Raw genomic sequence first — 20,135 nt, forward strand, 5'->3', positions numbered from 1 at the left:
CACGCAACCCGGCGAACCATGACCCCACTGCCTCGCCGTCGCTCGTTTGCCTACCTGCTGTGGCTGGTGGGTGGCTTCATCGGCGCGCATCGTTTCTACTTGGGCAGCTACCTTGGCGGCGCGGCGCAGCTGGTGCTGCTGACGTACGGAATCGCTGGCCTGCCGGGAGGCCGCTTCGGCCTGATGTTGCTGCTGCCGTGGATGCTGTTCGACCTCTGGTGGATCCAGCGGCGGATGAAGCGGCTGCAAGAGCAGGAGCTGGCCGGCGACGACGACGGGGAAGACGAAGCCCCGCCCGCGGCGCGCCAGGCCTCTCGTGATCCCGCGCCCAGGGATGCCGCCAAGGACTTCGACCTCGTCGCCCTGGCCGAGGCCAACAAGCTGCAGCAGCGCTTCGTGGCCGCTGCCGAGGCCGGCGACTGGGCTCAGGCCGTCGCCATCGGCGATCAGATCGTGGCGGCCATGCGCCGCGTGTTCAGGGGGCCGCACCAGAACCTCGCCATGACCCTGTGCATGCTCGGGCAGGCCTGCTACCAGATCGATGCCTTCGACAAGGCGCGGGCCAGCCTCGAGGAAAGCCTGTCCATCGGCCGCAAGATCGGCATGCCTGCCGAGGACATGGACGTCGCCCGCAAGGCGCTGGACCTGACGCTGGTCGGCATCGAGCAGCGCAAGGCGCGCGGCGCGACCTCCGACGAAGAGGGCGCGCTGCTGAACCTGCTCGACGATTGCGAGGCGCGCTACCGCGACGCGCTCGCCCAGGGCGACCTGCCCGGCGCCGAGAAGCTCTGCGCCGAAGCCGTCGCCGCCAGCCGGCGGCTGCACGCCGGCCCCCACAAGACCGTGGTGCTGCACCTGTCCAGCCATGCCGAGCTGTGCCGCCGGCTGCGCTGGAACGACAAGGCCCAGGCGCTGGCGGACGAGGCGCTCGCGATGATCGGCCAACTGGGCCTGGACGACAGCTGGCGGCGCGGGCCGACCAACACGCTCGCGCTGCTGCACGCCGCGGCCGGCCGAGCCGACGAGGCCGAGGCGCTCTACAAGAAGACCATCGCCATGGCGGTCTCCGAGGCCGGGGGCGGCTCCAGCGACGGCGTGGTGCGCGCCTTCAACAACCTGGCCTTCCTCTACGCCGAGTCCGGGCAGGACGTGAAGGCCGAGCTCTGCTATGCCCGCGCCCTGGTGCACCTCGACAAGCTCCCGCCGGGCGAGGGCGACACCGAGCTGCACTCCGACATGCTCAACAACTTCGCCAGCCTGCACATGTCGCGCCGCGACTTCGTCCGTGCGCGCGAGCTGTTCGAGCGCTCGCTCGACATCCAGCAGCGCAGCTGCCGCGGCATTTCCGCGGCGGCCGCCAACGCCCACAACGACCTGGGCCTGATCGCACAGGAAGAGGGCGACCTGCGCCAGGCGCTCGTGCACTTCAAGCGCACGCTGCTGCTCAACCAGATCTGCACGCCCGACCATTTCAGGAACATCGACAACGCGCAGCGCAACATCGACAGCGTGAGCATCGCGCTCGCCGCCGTCGCCCGCGCGGCTCGCATGGAACCGAGCACATGAGCATCGGCGCCGCCTTCTACGCCCTCGACCGCTACCGGCTGCGCGCGCTGGTGATCGATCCGTCCACCGTCTCGGGCTTCCTGAACTCGCCCGCCGCGCAGGGCGGCCCGCACGACAGCCAGACGGTGGAGCAGGCCTGGGACGTGGTACGCACGCTGATGCCCGAGGCGGTCGACGGCGAGGAGCTCGACGGCACCGACGGACTGGGCTGCATCTATCTCACGGCCGCCCACGTGGAGCGCGCGGCCCAGCGGCTCGCCGAATGCGACGTGGCCGAACTCGTCGGCCGCTTCACGGGCGAGCCGGCGAAGTATGGCGAGCTGTACTGGGCCAAGGTCTGGCAGGACGGCGCGCAGGACCTCGCGGACTTCATGGAAGGCGTCAAGCGCTTCTTCGCCGGCGCGGCCTCGAGGCGCGACGCGGTGCTGTTCTACATCGTCTGAAGGGGCCTAGCCCACCGGCCGCACGGCCGAGACGATCTCGCCGAGCCGCCGCAGGCCGGCCTCGACGGCGTCCGAATACGGCCAGCCGCAGTTGATGCGCAGGTAGTTGTCGAAGCGCCCCGAGTTCGAGAACTGCGCGCCCGGCGCCACCAGCATCTGCTCGCGCAGCGCGGCGTCGAACACGTCCACCGACGAGCGCTGCCCCGGCAGTTCCACCCACAGCTGCAGCCCGCCGCGCGGCAGGTTCATGCGGGTGCCCGCCGGGAAGTACCTGGCGATGGCGTCCGCCGTCTGGTCGCGCTGCACGTGCAGCCGCTCGCGCAGCCTGCGCAGGTGGCGGTCGTAGGCGCCGCTCGCGATGTATTCGCCCGCGGCGATCTGCGCCAGCGCCTCGTTGTTGCGGGTCTGGGCGTACTTGAGCATCTCCACCTGCGCGTGCCAGCGCCCGGCGGTGATCCAGCCCAGCCGCAGCCCCGGCGCCAGCACCTTGTGCAGCGAGGCGCAATAGATCACGTTGCCCGTGCGGTCCCACGACTTCAGCGCGCGCAGCGGCGCGTCGCTCTCCACGAGGTCGCTGTAGGTGTCGTCCTCGACCAGTGCGATGCCGTGGCTCTCGCACAGGTGCGCGAGCCGCTGCTTGTGGCTGTCGGGCATCATGCTGCCGATGGGGTTCTGCAGGTGCGGCACCACCACCACGGCCTTGATGTCGTCGTAGGTGTGGATCGCGAGGTCGAGTGCTTCCAGCGAGATGCCGGTCTGCGGGCTGGTCGGGATTTCCAGTGCGCGCAGCCCCAGGCTCTCGAGCACCTGCAGCAGGCCGTAGAAGGTGGGCGATTCCACTGCCACGGTGTCTCCGGGCTTCGCGATGGCGCGCAGGGCGAGGTTCAGCGCCTCGATGCAGCCGTTGGTGACGAGCACCTCGTCGGGCGGCACCGTCATGCCCACGCGCAGGCTGCGCTGGGCCAGCGCCTCGCGGAACTGCTGGTGGCCCTTCTGCGACGAGGCGGTGGTCAGCAGCTCGGGCCGCTGGCGCAGCGCGCGCGTCATCGAGTTGCGTAGCGCCTCCGCGGGATACAGCTCGGGCGCGGCGCGGGCGATCGCGAAGTTGAGCTTCACGCCGGTGTGCCGGCCGCGCGCCATGAAGTTGGCCATGCGCGCGCGCATGCTCACGAACTGCGCCGGATCGGGCGGCACGTGGGCCACCGGCTCTTCCATCGGCGCGATGGCCAGCCGCTGCGGCCGGCGCACGAAATACCCGGAGCGGTCGCGCGCCTCGACCCAGCCGTCGCTTTCCATGGCGCGGCAGACCTGCAGCGCGGTCGACAGGCTGATGTCGTGCAGCCGCATCAGGCTGCGCAGCGAGGGCAGCCTGTCGCCCTGCTTGAGCGAGCCGGTGTGGATCGCATCCACGTAGTGCGCGGAAAGCTGGCGGTAGAGCGGTAGCGAATCCATGGGGTCGATGTTCCCCGCATCGGGCATCCGAAAACAGATGCAGTTGGTTGGGAAAACGACCATAACAGATGCCTTTGCGCCTCCTCTGTTACGGCTGCAATAGCCATTGCGTGTGCCTGTTTTCCGGGCGCCGGAATTCCTACGATGAAGCCTCGTTCAACCGAGGTTCGCCATGATCACCACCCTCTCCCAAGCGCCCGATTCCATCGTCCTGGAGCCCGGCCAGTCGCTGCGCCTGCCGGTCGATGCAGGCGCGTGGCTGCAGCTGGCCGAAGGGCGCGCCCGCGTGGTCTCGCCGCCTGGCTGGCTCGGCGAGACCGTGTTCATGACCGAGACGCCGCTCGAGGAGGGCGACGTGCACCGGCTGCCGCAAGGCGGCTGGATCGAGGTGAGGGCGCTGACGCCGGTGCACCTGAGGGTGCACGCGCCGCTGGCCGCGCAGCGGGCGTCGAGGGCGGCTGCGGCCGAGGCCCGGCCCGTGATGCGGTTCGTGCGGCTGCTGACCGGCTGGTAGCAGGCGCGATCGCTGGGGAGCGCCCAGACTTGCCCGGGCGGGGCTCAGCGCTCGCTCGCCGCCTGGCGCAGCGCATCGAGGAAGCTGCGCCGCCACCAGTGGATGTCATGTTCGCGGATGCGCGACAGCAGCTTCTGGTGCCGCTCGCGCCGCTCTTCCAGCGGCATCTGCAGCGCCTGCTGCACGGTCTGCGCCGTGCCGTGCGTGTCGTAGGGGTTCACCAGCAACGCCTCCCTGAGCTGCTCGGCCGCCCCCGCGAAGCGCGACAGCACCAGCACGCCCGGGTCGGCCGGGTCCTGCGCCGCGATGTATTCCTTGGCGACCAGGTTCATGCCGTCGCGCAGCGGCGTCACCAGCCCCACGGCCGCCGCGCGGCACAGCCCCGGGACGCGCTTGCGCGCCACCATGCGGTGGATGTAGCGCACCGGCATCCAGTCGAGCTCGCCGTAGTCGCCGTTGATGGCGCCGCACAGCGATTCGAGCTCGCGCCGGATGTCGGCATACGCGTCGACCGTCTCGCGCGTGGGCGAGGCGATCTGGATCAGCGTGGCGCTGCGCCGGTTCTCGGGGTAGTTCGCCAGCAGCTCGCGGAACGCGCGCACCCGCTGCGGGATGCCCTTGGAGTAGTCGAGCCGGTCGATGCCCATGAGCAGCCGGCGCTGCGAGTACTCGCGCTTCATGGTCTCGTACATGTCGCGCGACTCCTTCGCATGCGTGAGCGCGGCGAACTCGTCGACGTCGATGCCGATGGGGAAGGCGGCGGCGCGCACCGTCTGGCCGTAGGCGCGGTACATCTCGCTGCCCAGGTATTCGCCATGGGCCTCGTTGCGCACGTAGTGCTCGAAGTGCTGCACGTCCTGCTGCGCCTGGAAGCCGATCAGGTCGTACGAGAACAGCGAGCGCATCAGCCACTCGTGCTGCGGAATGGCCGCGATGATGATCTGCGGCGGCAGCGGAATGTGCAGGAAGAAGCCGATGCGCTGCCTGCAGCCCATGGCGCGCAGCTCGGCCGCCAGCGGGATCAGGTGGTAGTCGTGCACCCAGATGATGTCGTCGTCCTTCAAGAGCGGCAGCAGCTTGCGCGCGAACAGCTGGTTCACGCGCCGGTAGCCGCCCACGAAGCCGGCGTCGAAGTGCGCGAGGTCCAGGCGGTCGTGGAACACCGGCCAGAGCACGTCGTTGCTGTAGCCCAGGTAGTAGCTGTCGTGGTCCTCGCGGCTCAGGTCGATGGTGGCGAGCGTGACCTTGCCGGCCTGCTGCCTGTGCAGCTCGCCCTCGCCGGTCGGGCCGCCCTCCACGATCTGTCCGCTCCAGCCAAACCACAGGCCGCCGCTTTGCTGCAGGCTCTCGCCCAGCGCCACGGCCAGGCCGCCGGCGGCGGGCTTGCGCGGGTCGGCCACGCGGTTGGAAACGACGACGAGGCGGCTCATGGCGCCTCCTTGCGGCGGCCGCGAGCGAATGGAGTGAAGAGCCGGGGGGCCTGTTTCATATGCACGAATCCCAGGGGGCGGACAGGCGCATGGCCGCGTTGATGATGCCGACCATCGAATAGGTCTGCGGAAAGTTGCCCCACATCTCGCCCGTGACCGGGTGCGTGTCCTCCGACAGCAGGCCCAGCGGGTTGCGCGCCGCGAGCATGGTCTCGAAGATCTGGCGCGCCTCGGCCTTGCGGCCGATCTTGGCGAGCGCATCGATGCGCCAGAAGGTGCAGATGTTGAAGGCGGTCTCGGGCTTGCCGAAGTCGTCGGCGGCCTCGTAGCGGCGCATGTAGGGGCCGTCGCACAGCGACTTTTCCATGGCGTCGACGGTGGAGATGAAGCGCGGGTCGCGCGCGTCGATCAGGCCCACTTCCACCATCAGCAGGATGCTCGCGTCGAGCTCGTGCCCGCCGAAGCTCTCGGCAAAGGCCTGGCGCTCCTCGCACCACGACTTGGCGAGGATCTCCTCCTTCATGCGCGCGGCATGCCCGTGCCAGTAGGCGGCGCGCTCCGGCAGCTGCAGCGTGCGCGCGATCTTCGCAAGCCGGTCGCAGGCGGCCCAGCTCATCAGTGCCGAGCTGGTGTGCACGCGTGCGCGGGTGCGCAGCTCCCACATGCCAGCGTCGGGCGTGCCGTAGACCGCCACCGCGCGCTCGCCCACCGCCTCGAGGTGCGGAAACTCCGCCAGCCCCGCGCGGCTGAGCAGCCGCTGGTCGTGGAAGGCCTGCGCCGCGCCCAGCACGATGTTGCCGTACACGTCGTGCTGGAAGTGCTCCTGCGCCTGGTTGCCCACGCGCACCGGGCCCATGCCGCGGTAGCCCGGCAGGCCGTCGACGAAGGACTCGGGCAGCTCGCGCTCCAGCCCGATGCCGTACAGCGGCTGTATGTGCTCGCCGTGCGAGCCGATCACCACGTTGCCGAGCCAGCGCAGGTAGTCCTCCATGGTGCCCACCTCGCTCAGCGAATTGAGCGCGCGCACCACGAAGAAGGCGTCGCGCAGCCAGCAGTAGCGGTAGTCCCAGTTGCGCTGGCTGCCCGGCGCCTCGGGAATGCTGGTGGTCATGGCCGCGACGATGGCGCCCGTGTCCTCGTACAGCGAGAGCTTCAGCGTGATGGCCGCTCGGATCACCGCGTCCTGGTACTCCAGGGGAATGGCCAGGCGCTTGCTCCAGGTGCGCCAGTAGGAGATGGTCTCCTGCTCGAAGCGGCGCGCGGTGTCGGCGATGCCGTCCATCAGCGTCTCGTCCACGCCGAACATGAAGTTGTATTCGCGCGAGAGCACGAAGGGCTGGCGCGAGAGGATGTGCGAGATCGAGGCGTCGGTGTTCAGCCGCAGCGTCACGTCGGGCCCGACGTAGCGGATGTGGTTGCTGCCGCGCGTGACCTCCACCGGAGCCGACGAGCCCCACTGGAAGCGCGGGTCGAGCGACACGCGCACGCGCGGCGCGCCCGCGATGGGCCGCACGCGGCGCACCAGCATCAGCGGGCGGAAGTAGCGCGAGCGGCTGTAGAAGCGCGGCGCGAAGTCGGTGATCTCGATGCCCTGGCCCGCGCTGTCGAAGAGCTGCGTGCGCAGCACGGCGGTGTTCGGCTCGTACCACTGCTTCGCCTCGGCGAAGTCCTCGATGTCGATGCTCCACGCGCCGGCATCTTCGCCGGGGTGCAGCAGGGCGTTGAACACCGGGTCGCCGTCGAAGCGCGGCAGGCAGCACCACACGGCGCGCCCGCGCGCGTCGATGAGCGCGCTGTAGGCGCAGTTGCCGATCACGCCCACGTTGAGCGAGGGCTCGGCCGGCGGCGCGAAGCCTCGCGGCCCGGGGGCGGCGGCGGCCTGCGCGTCGGCCGGCGCGCGGTCGGCGGGGCCGGCCGCACCCGCCAGCGCCTGGCCGGCGCGGTCCTCGGGCGCCACCGGCAGTTGTTGTTCGCTCATCGGGGGCTCCTGGGTGATTCTTCGGGTTGGCTGGCGGTGTCCTGCGGACGTGCCGCGAGCATGTCGCGTGCCTGCACGAGCCATTCGTACACGGCCAGCGGCGATTCGAGGCGGTGCAGCGCCAGGCTCGGACCGGAGCCGACCTTGATGGCGACGCCGCCGCGCGGCTGCACCACGGCAAAGCCGCTCTCGTCGGTGGTGTCGTCGCCGAGGAAGACGGGCGTGCGGCCCGCGAAGGGCGCCTCGGTCATGAAGGCGTCGATGGCGATGCCCTTGTTGACGCCCGCGGGCTTCACCTCGAACACGAACTTGCCGTGCATGAGCTCCAGCTGCGGATGGTTCGCGATGGCGCGCGACATCGCGTCGCGGCACACCGCCTCGAGCTGCGGCGCGAGCCGGTAGTGCAGGGCGATGGCCGCGTGCTTGCGCTCCACCAGCAGGCCCTCGTGCACGCGCGCGAGTTCGTTGGCGATGTCGAGGACGGGCACGAGATCGGGCGGGCGCTGCTCCTGCATGCGGCCGGCAGCATCGCGGCGCTGCACGCCGTGCTCGCCGGCCGCGGGCAGCCGCAGCGGCGCGAGGAAACGGTCGATGGAGTCGATCTGGCGGCCCGACACCACGGCGAGCGCGCCGCCCAGCTGCTCGCGCAGGTCGCCCAGCAGGGGCACGAGGGCCGGCGGGATCTCGATGGCTTCAGGCGTGGGCGCGAGTCCGACCAGCGTACCGTCGAAGTCGAGGAAGAGGGCTGCGTCCCGGCCCAACGGAGGTGGCAACTGCGAGGTGTTGCTGGAGTTGCTGGAGGACTTTGGCATCGGGAAAAACCTTAACACGCGCCGTGCGCGGCGCTTGTCGGCGAAAGCCCAATCTCCTCGCGGCCTGCCCGTGCAGGCTTGGGAACAGCGGTCAGTGAGCCGCTTCCGTCTCCGCCTGCGGGATCAGCTCGGCGAGCATGCCCAGCAGCGTCGCGGCGTTCACCGGCTTGAACAGCACCGGCACGCCCGAGGCGCGCACGCGCTGCAGCCGCTCGGGCGAGGTCTCGCCGGTCACCAGCAGCAGCGGCGCCTGCAGGTCGAAGCGGCGCTGCAGCCGCCGGCCGACGTCGAGCCCGTTGTCGCCGTCGGCGAGGCGGTAGTCGCACACCAGCAGCACGAACGGGTGCTCGCGCGTGACGGGCCGGGCGAGCAGCTCGGCGGCTTCGGCCTCGTCGGCCGCGGCCTCCACCGCGAGGCCGTGGGCCTGGAAGAAGCCGGCCATGGCCTCTCGCACTTCCGCCTCGTCGTCGATCAGCAGGATGCGTCCGCGTGCCGCGAGGGGCGTTCGCACGCTGCACGCCGGATCGGGCATGGCCCCGCCGGCGAAGGGCGCGGCAAGACCGGCGGCGGGCGCCGTCGCCTCGTCCGCGCCGGCGGCGGGCAGCTGAAGGCGGAAGCGGCTGCCGCGACCGGGGTGCGACTTCAGCTGCACCGGGTGCCCCAGGAGCCGCGAGAGCCGCTGCACGATCGACAGGCCGATGCCCAGGCCCTGCGTGCGGTCGCGGCCCGGGTTGTGCACCTGGTAGTACTCCTCGAACACGCGCTCCTGCTGCTCGGGCGCGATGCCGATGCCGGTGTCGAACACCTCGATCCACACCATCTCGCCGCGCGCGCGGGCCCGCACCGCGACGCCGCCGCGTGCCGTGTACTTCAGCGCGTTGTCGACGAGGTTCGAGAGCATGCGGTACAGCAGCTGGGGGTCGCTGCGCACCCACAGGCCGCTGGCCTGCACGCGCAGCTGGAGCTGCCGCTGCTCGGCCCGCGCCGCGAACATGTGGTTGAGCGAGCGGAACAGCGCGTCGAGCGGCACGGGCACCACGGTGGGCGTGACCACGCCCGCGTCGAGGCGCGACACGTCGAGCATGGTGTCCAGCGAATTGCCCAGCGCATTCACCGCGCGCATCAGCTGCCGCGCATTGCGCCCGCCGTGGTGCTCGCGCAGCTCGTTTTCCAGCGCGGCGCCGAAGAGCGCGATCGCGTGCAGCGGCTGGCGCAGGTCGTGGCTGGCGGTTGCGAGGAAGCGCGTCTTCTCCGCGCTCGCGCGCTCGGCCACGGCGATCTGCCTGCCGAGCTGTCCGGCCAGCGCCTCGTTCTCGAAGCGCAGCACCAGCGAGTCGGTCAGAAGCCTGTGCTGCTGGTTGCCCACGCGCAGGGTGAACAGCAGGTAGCCCAGGCTGAAGAGCGCCAGGAAGAAGTGCATCGCGTCGCCCTGCCAGGCCAGCACGGCGATCAGGCTCAGCATCATCGGCAGGGTGTAGCCGTACAGCGCGGGCCTGAGCGGCCACAGCAGCTGCATGGCGCGGGCGCAGCTGCCGATGATGACCACCGTCACCACCGAGGTCACGGGCAGGTCGTCGGGCGAGATGAACAGCAGCGGCGCGCTCGCCATGCCCACGCCCACGGCGGTGACGGTGCGCGAGTGCCGGCGTGCCCAGCGCCTGGTGTCGGCGAGCGGCACGCCCGGGTGCCAGCGCGGCATGAGGAAGAGGAACAGTCCGAGCGAGAGATGCACCGCCATCCAGACCAGGATCCAGGTGCGCGGCTGGTGCACGTACATGGCGGTGCCCAGCGCCGCGCCCAGGCCGAAGTGCACGAACACCGACGCGTTGTAGGCCGCGTACACCGAGGCCACGTGCTCGCGCAGCACGCGCAGGGCCAGTTCGTCCGGCCCCGCGGGGAGCGGGAAGTCGGCGGATTCGCGTGACGGCTGCGGCGCGGTGGCATTCACCCGGCCGATGCTAGCGAGCGGGCCTGCACCGGGAAGTGCCAGAAGTCATGTCCCGGCGGGCAGCCTTCAGGAGATGTTCAGGCGAGCGATGCGGCGACGGCCTCCACACGTGCCCGGTGGATGGCCTCGCCGATCTTCGGTCCGGCGGCGCCGGACTGCTGGGCGGCCCTGGCCACCACGTCGGTGGGTACGGCCGCCGCCGTGGCCAGCACCGCGAGCAGGCGCTGGCGCGGTACGTAGGGTGCGTCGCTGCCGCTGCTGTCTTCGTTTGCGGCGCTGCGCGCATCGCACTCGCAGGCCTGCAGCGCCTCGGCGAAGCGCGCCGGCTTGCGGAAGGCATCGCAGCGCTCCAGCAGGCGGACCAGGCCGGCGGCATCGAGCGCGCCGCTGCCGTCGATGTGGCCGTGTTCGCGCGCCACCACCTCGGCCAGTTCGCGGATGTCCACCGGCACGCGCCAGCGTTCGCACACCGCATGGAGCGCCTTCAGACCGGAAGGCCCGCTCCGGCCGAGGCCACCGGTCAGGCAGGCGAAGCGCACGGCCAGCGGCGCCTCCTGCCGCGCGGCGAAGTCGACCGACCGCATGGTTCGCGCGTTCGCTTCGATCTCGGGCAGCAGCACCGCCAGCGCACCGCACTCGCGCAGCACTTCGAACATGCGGGAAGGGCGCGTTTCCATCAGGCCGCGCGACAGCTCCTGCCACACGCGCTCCGGCACGAGCGCGTCGGCTTCGCCGGCCGCCACCATCTCGCGCATCAGCGCCATGGTTTCGGGGGCGACGCCGAAATCGTCGAAGCGGGCGGCGAAGCGCGCCACGCGCAGGATGCGCACCGGGTCCTCGCGGAAGGCGTCGGTCACGTGGCGCAGCACCTTGTCGCGCAGGTCACGCTGGCCGTGGAAGGGGTCGGCCAGGGTCTCGGGCGTGGGCTCGAAGTGGCCGTCGGCGCCCACCAGCTCGGCCGGCAGCGCGATGGCGTTGACGGTCAGGTCGCGGCGGGCAAGGTCCTGTTCGAGCGTGACGTCGGGCGCCGCGTGCACGGTGAAGCCGCGATAGCCCGGCGCGCTCTTGCGCTCGGTGCGGGCGAGCGCGTATTCCTCGCGCGTCCGGGGGTGCAGGAATACCGGAAAGTCGCGCCCCACGGGCAGGTAGCCGCGCGCCACCATCTCCTCGGGCGTGGCGCCGACCACCAGCCAGTCGTGGTCGGATACCGGGGCGGTCCAGCAGGCGGTCGCGCAGCGCGCCGCCGACGAGAAAGATCTTCATGGCCGCAGTGTAGGGATACTCCCCGGATTGAAAATAGAACGGTCGTTCGATAATCTGGCGACCGGACCGGGCAATCTGTCGTCATGCGGAAGATTTACAGCGGCGGTCACAGCCGATGCCTGCATCCGTAGAGGGATATTTCAATCCAAAGGAGTAATTCTCATCATGAAGAAAACAACGATTGCGCTTGCAGCCCTGGGCGCCCTGGCGTCCGGCAGCGCGATGGCGCAACAGGCCGGCGACTGGGTCGTCGGTGCAGGGTGGTTCCATCTGTCACCGCAGGATTCGAGCAAGCCGCTGACCGTGACCTCGCCCGTTCAGAGCGTCCTGGCCGGTTCCGGCGCCAGCGTGAGCGACTCCGACACCCTCGGCCTCAGCGCCACCTATTTCCTGGACAGCCACTGGGCGGTGGAAGGCGTGTTCGGCGTGCCCCCGAAGTTCAAGCTCAACGGCACCGGCACCCTCGGGCGCGTGGGCCAGCTCGGCGAGGCCCGCCAGTGGAGCCCGACGATCCTGGGCAAGTATTTCTTCAACGAAGCCAACGACGCCTTCCGTCCCTTCGTGGGCCTGGGCGCCACCTATGTCTGGTACAGCGACGTCAAGCTGACCCCGAACCTGCAGGGCGCGCTGGCCTCGCAGTTCCACCAGTCGCCCTTCGCCGTGAACACCACGGCCAAGCTCGACAGCTCTTTCGCACCGGTGATCAACGTGGGTGCCGCCTACCAGTTCGACAAGCACTGGGGCATCTCGTTCTCGGTGTCGTACATCCCCCTGAAGACCAAGGCCAAGCTGACGACCACCTCGGTCTACGGCCTGCCCGTGGCCACCAGCGAGGCCAGCCTGAAGCTGAACCCGATCGTCACCTACGTGTCGGCGACGTATAAGTTCTGAGCTCGCCCCCAGGCTGCGCGCACTTCGTGTCGCTTCGCCAACCCCCTGCCGGGGGCAACACCTGCGGCCCGGCAAAGCCGGTTCCGCGGTGTTTCTGGGCTTGTATCCCTCTTTCTGAGCGCCCTGCGGTTTTCCCAAGGCCCTATCGCCCCGTGCGGTAGGGCTCTTCGAATTGCAGGAAGTCCTTTTCCGCGAGCCCCGCATCGACCCAGGCCTTGACGCCCGGCAGCGCCTGCACGCGCTCGATGTAGGCCGTGATGTGCGCCGGCACCGGCAGGCCGTAGGTCTTGATGCGGGTGCCGACAGGCGCGAAGTAGGCGTCGGCGATGCCGAACTCGCGCCCGAACAGCATCGGGCCGCCGTGCGCGTCGAGCAGGCCGCTCCACATCTGCACGATGCGCGCGAGGTCGCTGGCGACTTCGGGCACTTCCTTCAGCAGCCGCGCGCCCACCTCGGGCAGCGAGGCTTCGAGGTTCATGCCGCAGTGGTTGCGCAGGCCGCCGAAGCCCGAGTGCATCTCGGCGCAGACGCTGCGGGCACGCGCCCGGTCGGCCGCGGCGCGAGGCCAGAGCTGCTTCTCGGGAAAGGTCTCGGCGAGGTATTCAGAGATGGCCAGCGTGTCCCAGATGACGAGGCCGTCGTCTTCCACCAGCACCGGCACCTTGGCCACCGGGTTCAGCGCGCCGATGGTGTGCTTGAACTGCGAGTCGGCCTCGAAGGAATCGAAGCGCACGGCGACTTCCTCGAATTCGATGCCGGCCTGCTTCATCAGCACCCAGGGCCGCATGGACCATGACGAGTAGTTCTTGTTGCCGACGTAGAGCTTGCGCATGAGGGATCTCCGGTCCGTTGCGGGGTTTGAAACAAAGCCTTCGATGCTAGCCGTGCGCCGGAGGGCGATTGATGCCGAACGAGGCGCCAATTGATGCAGCGGCGCGCGCTCAGTGCCGGCGGCCGCCGTCCCTGCCGCTCCCGTTCTGCTTCTTCGGCCCGGACACGCGCTCGACGAGGCTCACCAGGCGCGGCATCAGCGCCAGCACGGCGAGCGCGAGCAGCGCGCTCGCCACCGCCGTCACCTCGCGGCCGAGCCCGCAGGCCATGCCGATGGCGGCCGTCATCCACAGGCCGGCGGCCGTGGTCAGGCCCTGCACGTGGCTCTCGTCCTTGCCCTGCTTGAGGATGGTGCCGGCGCACAGGAAGCCCACGCCCGCCACCAGCCCCTGTATGACGCGGCTCATGTCGGCCGGCACGATGCCGGTCTGCTGCGGGATCAGCACGAACAGCGCCGATCCGATCGCCACCAGCATGTGGGTGCGCACGCCGGCGGCCTTGCCCTGCTGCTCGCGCTCGAAGCCGAGTGCGAAGCCCAGCGCGCCCGCGAGCGTGAGGCGCAACACGATGCGCGTGAGCTGGGCGACGTCGCCCGCATCCGAGAACTCGGACGCGATGGTGTCGAGGACTTCGTCGCGCCAGCTCATGTCAGATGGCTGGCTTCAGGGAAGGTCCTTGTTCGGCTCGGGCTCGGAGGCGTCGCGCGGGCCCACGCGGCCCAGGCGCTCCTTCAGCGACTGCGGCCGCCCGCTGATGATGGCGGCGTAGTTGGTGGTGTTGGCCAGCACCTTCTTCACGTAGTCGCGCGTCTCGTTGAAGGGCACGTTCTCGGCCCAGATGGCGGCGTCGAGCACCGGCCCGTTGCGCCAGCTGCGCGGGCGGCCGGGGCCGGCGTTGTAGGCGGCGGCGGCCAGCGCCATGGAACCGTCGAAGTCGTCGAGCGCGAGCTTCAGGTAGTTGGTGCCGATGGTGATGTTGGTCTCGCGGTCGTTGATCTGGCTGGGCGAGAAGTCGCTCAGGCCGATCTTGCGGGCCGTCCAGCGCGCCGTGGCGGGCATGACCTGCATCAGGCCCGAGGCGCCGACGCCGGAGCGCGCGTCCATGATGAAGCGGCTTTCCTGGCGGATCAGGCCGTAGACGTAGGCCGGATCGAGGCCGATGTCCTGGCTCTTGCGCAGCACGGTGTCGTGGAAGGGCATGGGGAAGCGCTGCTCCACGTCGACCACGCCCTTGGTACGCTCGCTGGTGTTGATGCAGCGGTCCCACACCTCGCGCTGGCAGGCGAAGTCGGCCGCGGCCAGCAGCGCGCGGTCGTCCATGCCGCCCTTGTCGTGCAGGTTGGTGGCGTAGTTCCACTCGCGCGTGCCCTCGGGGCGCAGGCCGATGGCGATGGCGTAGAGGCCGCGCGCCAGAGAGGGGTTGCTGCGCGCGGCGGCTTTCTCCTCGGGCGTGAGCGGGGCGGGGCGCGTGGGCACCACGGTGCGCTGGCCCAGTTCCTCCAGCGCCAGCATCTCGTAGAAGCCGCGCGAGCCGGCGATGCTCTGGTAGAGCTCGCGGGCCTGGGCGCGGCGATCGTCGCCGCCGGCGGTGGCCAGCGCGCGGGCCTTCCAGTAGACCCAGGTCGGGTCGAGCTGGGCGGTCTCGCTCATCGCGTTGATGGCGGGCACCACTTCCTTCCACTGGCCGGCGCGCAGGGCGGCGCGCACGCGCCAGGCGAGCATGTCGTCGGAGAGGTCGCCGTTCTTGGTGACGTTGGCGAAGTAGCTGCCGGCCTGCGGCCACAGCTTGATGGCGGCGGCGCGGCCGATGGTGCCCCAGAGCCAGTTGCGCTCCTCGGCCGAGAGCATCGGGCCCCACTTGCTGTCGAGCTGCGAGGCGGCCTGCTCGGGGTCGGCGATGGCGACCTTGATGAGCGCGAGCACCACCAGCTCCTTGCGCGACTTGGCGGCCACGAAGGCGCGGCCGGTCAGGAACTTGGCCGAGCTCGCGTTGAGCTCCTCGAAGAGCGGCAGCGCGTCGGGCGCGGCGATGGTGACGGCGGCGCGCGCGGCCTGCGGGCGGTTGGCCTCCATGGCCAGGCGAGCCTTCTTCCAGACGTCGTTGGTCGACAGCAGGCGGGCGGCGACCATGCGGTCGGCGGCGGTGAGGCAGCCGTCGTCCAGGTCCTTCTGGGCGAACCAGTTGCGGCGCACCTCGTCGGCCTGCGCCTGCGTGGCGGTGCCGCTGCGCAGCGCGTCGACCAGGATCGCGTAGCAGCGCACCTGCGCGTCGTCGCCCATGCGGAAGCCGTCTAGCGAGGCGGAGAAGCTGTCCCAGTCGCGGCGCTGGCCGGTCAGCAGCAGCCAGTCGTTGCGCAGGCGGTCTTCCTGGTAGGTGCCTGGGTAGCGGGCGTAGAAGTCCTGCACTTCATTCGGGGCTGCTTCCTGCAGGCGGGCCTTGAGTTCCCAGTAGGCGGCCCAGGGTTCGAGCGCATGGCCGCGGGCCTGAGGCAGCAGGGCGGTCAGCCGGGCCTTGTCGCCGCGCTGGAAGGCCTGCTTCATCTGGATCAGGACGTCGTCGTTGGTGTTGCTCTGGGCCGCGGCGGGCTGCTGCGAGAGCAGTGCGGCGAAGGCGATAACCGCGGAAAAAACCAGCGCGGGGACCGCATTGCGCGGATGGCAGCGCTTGGATGCCAAAATGCTTGGGAACTGCATCGGGGGATTATGGACAAGTCAAAGGGTGCCGACACCTCGGCAACGGCGAGTTTTCTTAAGGAACAGTTGAGGAAAGCCCTCATCGAGCAACGTCTGGCGATGCCCGACCGGCTGACACGCGCCGACCTGCTGCAGCGCGTGATGCGGATCTGGCTCGTGGGCCGGCCCGACACGGTGATCGGCGCCTACTGGCCGATCAAGGGCGAGTTCGATCCGCTGCCCGCACTGCACCGCTGGAAGGAGGACGGCGAGCTCATGGAAGAGCCGCAGCGCCGCCGCATCGGACTGCCGGTGATCGACAAAGTTCACAAGACCCTGACCTTCCACGCCTGGTACCCCGGCTGCCAGATGGAGGAAGACGCCTACGGCATTCCCAAGCCCAAGGACACCGAGCTGATCGTGCCCACGCTGCTGTTCGTGCCCTGCGTGGGCTACAGCGCCGGCGGCTACCGGCTGGGCTACGGCGGCGGCTTCTACGACCGCACGCTGGCGGCGCTGGAGCCCCGGCCGTTCACGGTGGGGCTGGGCTTCACCAACGGCTTCGTCGCGGACTTCGTGCCCGAGGCGCACGACCTGCCGCTGGACGCCATCCTGAACGACAACGGCGTCGTCTGGCCGACCAGCTGAGCCGGCTCCAGTCCGTCAGTCGATGTCGTCGACGGTGTCCGGGTCGGGCACTTCGCCGATGGTCTCGCGCGTGGTCACGGCCTGCAGCTGCAGCCAGTCGCAGAAGGCCCTGATCTCCGGGCGCTGCATGCTGCGCGGGCCGGCGATCATCCAGTAGGACATCGGCGAATCCATGCGGTGCTGCGGCAGCACCTCGACGAGGTCGCCGTTGGCCAGGCTCTCGGCGATCAGCGAGCTGCGCGCCAGGGTCACGCCCTGGCCGGTAAGGGCGGCCTGCACCATCTGGTAGGCGTAGTTGAAGTACAGCCAGCGCTTGGGCTGAGCGCGCTCCAGCCCGTTCACCTCGAACCAGCGGCGCCAGGTCAGCCATTCGAGGTGGGTGCGGTGGGCGTCGCCGGCCTCGATCAGCGTGAACCGGGTCATGTCCTCCGGCGTCTTGATCGGCGGGCTGCTCTTGAGCAGCCAGGGGCTGGCCACGGGCGTGAGCGTTTCGCCGAACAGGCGCACGGCGCCGGACGGCATGGAATCGCGCGGGCCGTAGCGCAGGGCGATGTCCACGTCGGCCACGTCGAGGTCGACCGCCACGTCGCTGGCGTCGATGCGGATGTCGATCTCGGGGTTGTCGCGCTGGAAGGCTTCCAGCCTCGGAATCAGCCACATCGAGGCGAAGGAGGCGAAAGTGGTCAGCGACACGCTCTGCCGCCCCGCGCTCTGGCGGATCTGGCGCACGGCCGTGTCGATGCGGGGCAGCGACTGCTGCACCGCCAGCAGCAGCAGGGCGCCGGCGCTGGTGAGCTCCACCGCGCGCGTATGGCGCAGGAACAGGGCCACGCCCACTTCTTCTTCCAGCGACTGGATCTGCCGGCTCACCGCCGACTGGGTCAGCGCCATTTCCTCCGCCGCCGCCCGGAAGTTCAGGTGGCGGGCCACCGCCTCGAAGGCGCGCAGGTGCCCCGCGGAGATCGGGCGGGAGCGCAGATGGGTCTGGGAATGTTGCATGGGTATGAATCGAGGGCGGTTCGCGGCCAGTCAATTGATGCGAAACCAGCATCAGTAGGCTACCTCGTTTTCATTGGACCGCCAACGCCGTAGAAACGATCATTCATTCCCGAACTGCGCCATTGCCTCTTTCTGTCAAGCGCGTCGGCAAAGCCCTAAGGAGTTACACCATGTCCACCGCCGTCTGCACCACCGAATCGCTCTCGTCCCTCACCGTCCCGGCTCGCGCCGCCACCGTTCCGCCGGCCGTGCGCCGCGGTGCATGGCAGATCGCTCCCGGCGAGGCGATGAGCCTGAAGGCGCGGGCGGCCAGCATCCTGCGCGTCAGGCAGGGCCGCGTGTGGATCACGCCCGACGCCACGCTCGCCAACCCCAGCGAAGACCTGGTGCTCGCACCCGGCGAATCGCTGATGGTGGCCGCGGGCCAGCGCATCGTGATGGAGGCGTGGGACGGCTATGGCGCCACCTACAGCTGGGACAACGCCTGATCGTTCCAGTCCTCCAGGTGCTTGAAAAGGCGGCTTCGGCCGCCTTTTCCTTTTTTGGGGTCGCTCAGCCGTTGATGTCGAAGCTGGGCACCAGCGCCAGGAAGTGCCGCAGCGCCGCTTCCCCGGTCAGCGCATGCACCCCCGCCATCAGGTCGGGACCCTCGCATTCCGCCAGCCCCATGCCGAAGCCGCTGTAGCGGCGGACTTCCAGCGGGGCCCGGTGGACCACCCTGACGTCCACATGGCGCGGATCCTTCTCGATCCGCTCCATCAGCGCACTGACGGCGTCGGCCGGGCCTTCCAGGTGCTGGCAGAAGCGCATCCCGTCGAACACCAGGAGGCCCGTGATGCCGTGCAGCGCGTTCTGGGTGCGGGCCCGGGAGACGATCTGTCCCACGGTCTGCGGGGGCAGGCTGTGCGTGAGCATGCTGCAGTAGAAGATCTCGTGAAGTGGGAGCGTTGCTTCGTCGGTCATGCGTTCGGAGTCGGAGGGGCGCGCCGAGTGTAGGTGGGCGGGGGAGGCCTCGAAATGTCAAAAGACACAGGCCGGCCGCCTATAGTGCGGTGTGAAATTCGAGGACTACCCAGCTGCCGCGGCCCCGCCCGTCGGCGCGAATCCGTGCGACCGGTGCGCGTTGCGCCGCCTCGACGCCTTCCTGCCGTGCTCGCAGGAGGAGCTGAAGACCATCCAGTCCTTCCGCGTGGGCGCCCGCCACGTGGAGGCCGGCGGCTCGATCATCGAGGAGCACCGGCGCAGCCCGCAGCTGTTCACCCTCTACGCGGGGTGGGCATTCCGCTACAAGACGCTGAGCGACGGCCGGCGGCAGATCCTGAGCTTCCTGGTGGCCGGCGATTTCCTCGGCCTGCAGGACGAGTTCGCCGACGGCCAGACCCACGGCGTCGAGGCGGTCACCGACGTCACGCTGTGCGCCTTCTCGCGCGACCGGCTGTGGGAGCTGTTCCATGCGCAGCCCAAGCTCGGCTACGACATCACCTGGCTGGCCGCGCGCGAGGAGAAGATGGTGGACGACAACCTCGTCACCACCGGCCGGCGCAATGCCGGCGAACGGGTGGCGATGCTGCTCATGCACCTGTACCGCCGGGCGCAGCGCGTAGGCATGGAGCGCGACGGCTGGGTCGAGTTTCCGTTCAGCCAGCAGCACATCGCCGACGCGCTGGGGCTTTCGCTGGTGCACACCAACAAGACGCTGCGGCGGCTGCAGCGCCTGGGGCTGTACAAGATCGACGCCGGCTGGCTGCGCATCATGGAGCCGCATGCGCTCGAAGCGCTGGGCGACTACTTCGAGCGGCCGATGCGGCCGACACCGCTGTTCTGAGCTCGGCCTGCCGGAGCCCGCGCCTTCAGCGCGCCGCCACCAACTGGCGCAGGTCGTCCTGGTAGGCCTGCAGCCGGCGCACCGCCTGCGCGCGCTGGCTCGCGCTCGTGCCGTTGTGCATGGCCGCGGTGTTGCGGCAGCCTTCCTGCAGCAGGGCCTGCTGATGGTCGCGCCAGGGCCCGGGCGGCGGCTCGGCGATGCGCTGGATGTAGTCGTGCAGCGCGGCGCGCGCCTCGGCGGGCGAAGGCTTGCCGGCGGCGAAGCCGCGCAGCAGCCTGAGCGCTTCCTGCTGGCGCTTGCGGCGCTCGGCGTCCGCGAGCTTCGGGTCGAACACCGACTGCGCGACCTGCTGCTTCAGCAACTCGCGCTGCTCGGCGCTCAGGCGGCCGTAGAAGTCCTCGGTGCGCTCGAGGAACTGGTCATAGCGCTTTTCCTGCACCTGGGCCGGCGTGCGGTCGAGCCAGTCCTTGCGGTACTCGGCGTTGTTCTTGGCGTACTTGCGCTCCAGCTGCTGCAGCTGCGCCTCGGTCAGGCTCAGTGCCAGTTCGGCGCCAGCGGGCTCGGCGCGCTCGGTCACGGCCAGCAGGCGCTCGCGGATGCGGTCGGCCATGGCGCAGACCTGCTCCGGCGTGACCTCGCCCGGGGCCATGGCCTGGGCCTCCTTCAGCAGCGAGGCCAGGCGCGGCAGCTCGTTCTGCCGGTGCCAGGCCAGCAGCTGGTCGAGCTCGTCGCGCACCTTCGGGGTCTGCGTGCCGTCGAAGTCGAGGTAGCCGTCGAGCCACCAGTAGCTCACCGTCGGCAGGTTGTTGTAGGCCAGCTGGATCGCGCTGCAGGCACCCAGGGCGGCCGCCACGAGCAGCGCG

General features: G+C 69.9%; 18 protein-coding genes and 1 pseudogene. 7 read left to right on the plus strand and 12 right to left on the minus strand.

Annotated features, from left to right (window positions below; translation table 11 throughout):
• Nucleotides 1–18 precede the first annotated feature (18 nt).
• Both ACHMXA_RS08810 and ACHMXA_RS08815 read left to right on the plus strand, forming a co-directional pair.
• A complete protein-coding gene (locus ACHMXA_RS08810) occupies nucleotides 19–1,566 on the plus strand; it encodes a tetratricopeptide repeat protein (RefSeq protein WP_395320156.1) in 1,548 nt (515 codons plus the stop codon).
• On the plus strand, nucleotides 1,563–2,009 hold the full coding sequence (locus ACHMXA_RS08815) for a DUF1877 family protein (RefSeq protein WP_395320160.1): 447 nt from the start codon (nucleotides 1,563–1,565) through the stop codon (nucleotides 2,007–2,009). The genes ACHMXA_RS08810 and ACHMXA_RS08815 overlap by 4 nt, the downstream gene beginning before the upstream one ends.
• Nucleotides 2,010–2,015: 6 nt before the next feature.
• Here ACHMXA_RS08815 and ACHMXA_RS08820 read toward each other — a convergent pair whose 3' ends face one another.
• On the minus strand, nucleotides 2,016–3,461 hold the full coding sequence (locus tag ACHMXA_RS08820; RefSeq protein ID WP_395320162.1) for a PLP-dependent aminotransferase family protein: 1,446 nt from the start codon (nucleotides 3,459–3,461) through the stop codon (nucleotides 2,016–2,018).
• A gap of 172 nt (nucleotides 3,462–3,633) precedes the next feature.
• On the opposite strand from ACHMXA_RS08820, the gene ACHMXA_RS08825 reads away from it, so the two are divergent.
• Nucleotides 3,634–3,975 carry a hypothetical protein gene (locus ACHMXA_RS08825; protein ID WP_395320164.1) on the plus strand — a complete coding sequence of 114 codons (342 nt, stop codon included), beginning with the start codon at nucleotides 3,634–3,636 and terminating at the stop codon, nucleotides 3,973–3,975.
• Nucleotides 3,976–4,019: 44 nt separating this feature from the next.
• Here the strand turns inward: ACHMXA_RS08825 and otsA are convergent, their stop codons facing one another.
• The 5 genes and pseudogenes from otsA to ACHMXA_RS08850 all read right to left on the minus strand — a co-directional run bounded on the left by otsA (nucleotide 4,020) and on the right by ACHMXA_RS08850 (nucleotide 11,406).
• Nucleotides 4,020–5,405: an alpha,alpha-trehalose-phosphate synthase (UDP-forming) gene (gene otsA, locus ACHMXA_RS08830; protein WP_176668499.1), complete on the minus strand. Its 1,386-nt coding sequence runs from the start codon at nucleotides 5,403–5,405 to the stop codon at nucleotides 4,020–4,022.
• A 55-nt stretch (nucleotides 5,406–5,460) separates the two neighbouring features.
• Nucleotides 5,461–7,383, minus strand: a complete 1,923-nt coding sequence (locus ACHMXA_RS08835) for a glycoside hydrolase family 15 protein (RefSeq protein WP_395320166.1) — start codon at nucleotides 7,381–7,383, stop codon at nucleotides 5,461–5,463.
• A complete protein-coding gene (otsB, locus tag ACHMXA_RS08840) occupies nucleotides 7,380–8,195 on the minus strand; it encodes a trehalose-phosphatase (protein ID WP_395320168.1) in 816 nt (271 codons plus the stop codon). The genes ACHMXA_RS08835 and otsB overlap by 4 nt, the downstream gene beginning before the upstream one ends.
• A 91-nt stretch (nucleotides 8,196–8,286) precedes the next feature.
• Nucleotides 8,287–10,143, minus strand: a complete 1,857-nt coding sequence (locus tag ACHMXA_RS08845; protein ID WP_395320170.1) for a hybrid sensor histidine kinase/response regulator — start codon at nucleotides 10,141–10,143, stop codon at nucleotides 8,287–8,289.
• 77 nt (nucleotides 10,144–10,220) lie between these two features.
• Nucleotides 10,221–11,406 (minus strand): annotated as a pseudogene (locus ACHMXA_RS08850) (multifunctional CCA addition/repair protein).
• Nucleotides 11,407–11,571: 165 nt separating this feature from the next.
• Between ACHMXA_RS08850 and ACHMXA_RS08855 the strand changes: the two are divergent.
• Nucleotides 11,572–12,297, plus strand: a complete 726-nt coding sequence (locus ACHMXA_RS08855; RefSeq protein ID WP_395320172.1) for an OmpW family protein — start codon at nucleotides 11,572–11,574, stop codon at nucleotides 12,295–12,297.
• Nucleotides 12,298–12,439: 142 nt separating this feature from the next.
• Here ACHMXA_RS08855 and ACHMXA_RS08860 read toward each other — a convergent pair whose 3' ends face one another.
• The 3 genes from ACHMXA_RS08860 to ACHMXA_RS08870 all read right to left on the minus strand — a co-directional run bounded on the left by ACHMXA_RS08860 (nucleotide 12,440) and on the right by ACHMXA_RS08870 (nucleotide 15,821).
• The gene (locus ACHMXA_RS08860) at nucleotides 12,440–13,129 is read right to left on the minus strand and encodes a glutathione S-transferase family protein (protein WP_395320174.1); all 690 of its coding nucleotides are present in this window, start codon (nucleotides 13,127–13,129) and stop codon (nucleotides 12,440–12,442) included.
• 109 nt (nucleotides 13,130–13,238) lie between these two features.
• Nucleotides 13,239–13,775 carry an MgtC/SapB family protein gene (locus ACHMXA_RS08865; protein WP_395320176.1) on the minus strand — a complete coding sequence of 179 codons (537 nt, stop codon included), beginning with the start codon at nucleotides 13,773–13,775 and terminating at the stop codon, nucleotides 13,239–13,241.
• 15 nt (nucleotides 13,776–13,790) lie between these two features.
• Complete coding sequence (locus tag ACHMXA_RS08870) at nucleotides 13,791–15,821, minus strand: transglycosylase SLT domain-containing protein (protein WP_395320178.1); 2,031 nt, start codon at nucleotides 15,819–15,821, stop codon at nucleotides 13,791–13,793.
• A 9-nt stretch (nucleotides 15,822–15,830) separates the two neighbouring features.
• Between ACHMXA_RS08870 and ACHMXA_RS08875 the strand changes: the two genes are divergently transcribed.
• Nucleotides 15,831–16,448 (plus strand): 5-formyltetrahydrofolate cyclo-ligase, encoded by a 618-nt coding sequence (locus ACHMXA_RS08875; protein WP_395320180.1) that lies wholly within the window; start codon nucleotides 15,831–15,833, stop codon nucleotides 16,446–16,448.
• Between the two features lie 15 nt (nucleotides 16,449–16,463).
• Here ACHMXA_RS08875 and ACHMXA_RS08880 read toward each other — a convergent pair whose 3' ends face one another.
• On the minus strand, nucleotides 16,464–17,447 hold the full coding sequence (locus ACHMXA_RS08880) for a LysR substrate-binding domain-containing protein (protein WP_176668509.1): 984 nt from the start codon (nucleotides 17,445–17,447) through the stop codon (nucleotides 16,464–16,466).
• 170 nt (nucleotides 17,448–17,617) lie between these two features.
• Here ACHMXA_RS08880 and ACHMXA_RS08885 point away from each other — a divergent pair, with 170 nt between their 5' ends.
• On the plus strand, nucleotides 17,618–17,935 hold the full coding sequence (locus ACHMXA_RS08885; RefSeq protein ID WP_176668510.1) for a DUF2917 domain-containing protein: 318 nt from the start codon (nucleotides 17,618–17,620) through the stop codon (nucleotides 17,933–17,935).
• A 64-nt stretch (nucleotides 17,936–17,999) separates the two neighbouring features.
• Here the strand turns inward: ACHMXA_RS08885 and ACHMXA_RS08890 are convergent, their stop codons facing one another.
• Nucleotides 18,000–18,410 (minus strand): BLUF domain-containing protein, encoded by a 411-nt coding sequence (locus tag ACHMXA_RS08890; RefSeq protein ID WP_395320182.1) that lies wholly within the window; start codon nucleotides 18,408–18,410, stop codon nucleotides 18,000–18,002.
• 160 nt (nucleotides 18,411–18,570) lie between these two features.
• On the opposite strand from ACHMXA_RS08890, the gene ACHMXA_RS08895 reads away from it, so the two are divergent.
• On the plus strand, nucleotides 18,571–19,272 hold the full coding sequence (locus tag ACHMXA_RS08895; RefSeq protein WP_218088513.1) for a Crp/Fnr family transcriptional regulator: 702 nt from the start codon (nucleotides 18,571–18,573) through the stop codon (nucleotides 19,270–19,272).
• 25 nt (nucleotides 19,273–19,297) lie between these two features.
• Here the strand turns inward: ACHMXA_RS08895 and ACHMXA_RS08900 are convergent, their stop codons facing one another.
• The gene (locus ACHMXA_RS08900) at nucleotides 19,298–20,125 is read right to left on the minus strand and encodes a DUF6279 family lipoprotein (protein ID WP_395320185.1); all 828 of its coding nucleotides are present in this window, start codon (nucleotides 20,123–20,125) and stop codon (nucleotides 19,298–19,300) included.
• Nucleotides 20,126–20,135 lie beyond the last annotated feature (10 nt).

Source organism: Variovorax sp. UC74_104, assembly GCF_044055375.1.
Taxonomy (GTDB): Bacteria; Pseudomonadota; Gammaproteobacteria; order Burkholderiales; family Burkholderiaceae_C; genus Variovorax.

Excerpts from the sequence above, each read along its gene's own strand:
- ACHMXA_RS08820 (WP_395320162.1), bottom strand. The coding sequence starts at position 3,461 with ATGGATTCGCTACCGCTCTACCGCCAGCTTTCCGCGCACTACGTGGAT.
- otsB (WP_395320168.1), bottom strand. The coding sequence starts at position 8,195 with ATGCCAAAGTCCTCCAGCAACTCCAGCAACACCTCGCAGTTGCCACCT.
- ACHMXA_RS08810 (WP_395320156.1), top strand. The coding sequence starts at position 19 with ATGACCCCACTGCCTCGCCGTCGCTCGTTTGCCTACCTGCTGTGGCTG.
- ACHMXA_RS08870 (WP_395320178.1), bottom strand. The coding sequence starts at position 15,821 with ATGCAGTTCCCAAGCATTTTGGCATCCAAGCGCTGCCATCCGCGCAAT.
- ACHMXA_RS08890 (WP_395320182.1), bottom strand. The coding sequence starts at position 18,410 with ATGACCGACGAAGCAACGCTCCCACTTCACGAGATCTTCTACTGCAGC.
- ACHMXA_RS08860 (WP_395320174.1), bottom strand. The coding sequence starts at position 13,129 with ATGCGCAAGCTCTACGTCGGCAACAAGAACTACTCGTCATGGTCCATG.
- ACHMXA_RS08875 (WP_395320180.1), top strand. The coding sequence starts at position 15,831 with ATGGACAAGTCAAAGGGTGCCGACACCTCGGCAACGGCGAGTTTTCTT.
- ACHMXA_RS08865 (WP_395320176.1), bottom strand. The coding sequence starts at position 13,775 with ATGAGCTGGCGCGACGAAGTCCTCGACACCATCGCGTCCGAGTTCTCG.
- ACHMXA_RS08855 (WP_395320172.1), top strand. The coding sequence starts at position 11,572 with ATGAAGAAAACAACGATTGCGCTTGCAGCCCTGGGCGCCCTGGCGTCC.
- ACHMXA_RS08815 (WP_395320160.1), top strand. The coding sequence starts at position 1,563 with ATGAGCATCGGCGCCGCCTTCTACGCCCTCGACCGCTACCGGCTGCGC.
- ACHMXA_RS08825 (WP_395320164.1), top strand. The coding sequence starts at position 3,634 with ATGATCACCACCCTCTCCCAAGCGCCCGATTCCATCGTCCTGGAGCCC.
- ACHMXA_RS08885 (WP_176668510.1), top strand. The coding sequence starts at position 17,618 with ATGTCCACCGCCGTCTGCACCACCGAATCGCTCTCGTCCCTCACCGTC.
- otsA (WP_176668499.1), bottom strand. The coding sequence starts at position 5,405 with ATGAGCCGCCTCGTCGTCGTTTCCAACCGCGTGGCCGACCCGCGCAAG.
- ACHMXA_RS08880 (WP_176668509.1), bottom strand. The coding sequence starts at position 17,447 with ATGCAACATTCCCAGACCCATCTGCGCTCCCGCCCGATCTCCGCGGGG.
- ACHMXA_RS08835 (WP_395320166.1), bottom strand. The coding sequence starts at position 7,383 with ATGAGCGAACAACAACTGCCGGTGGCGCCCGAGGACCGCGCCGGCCAG.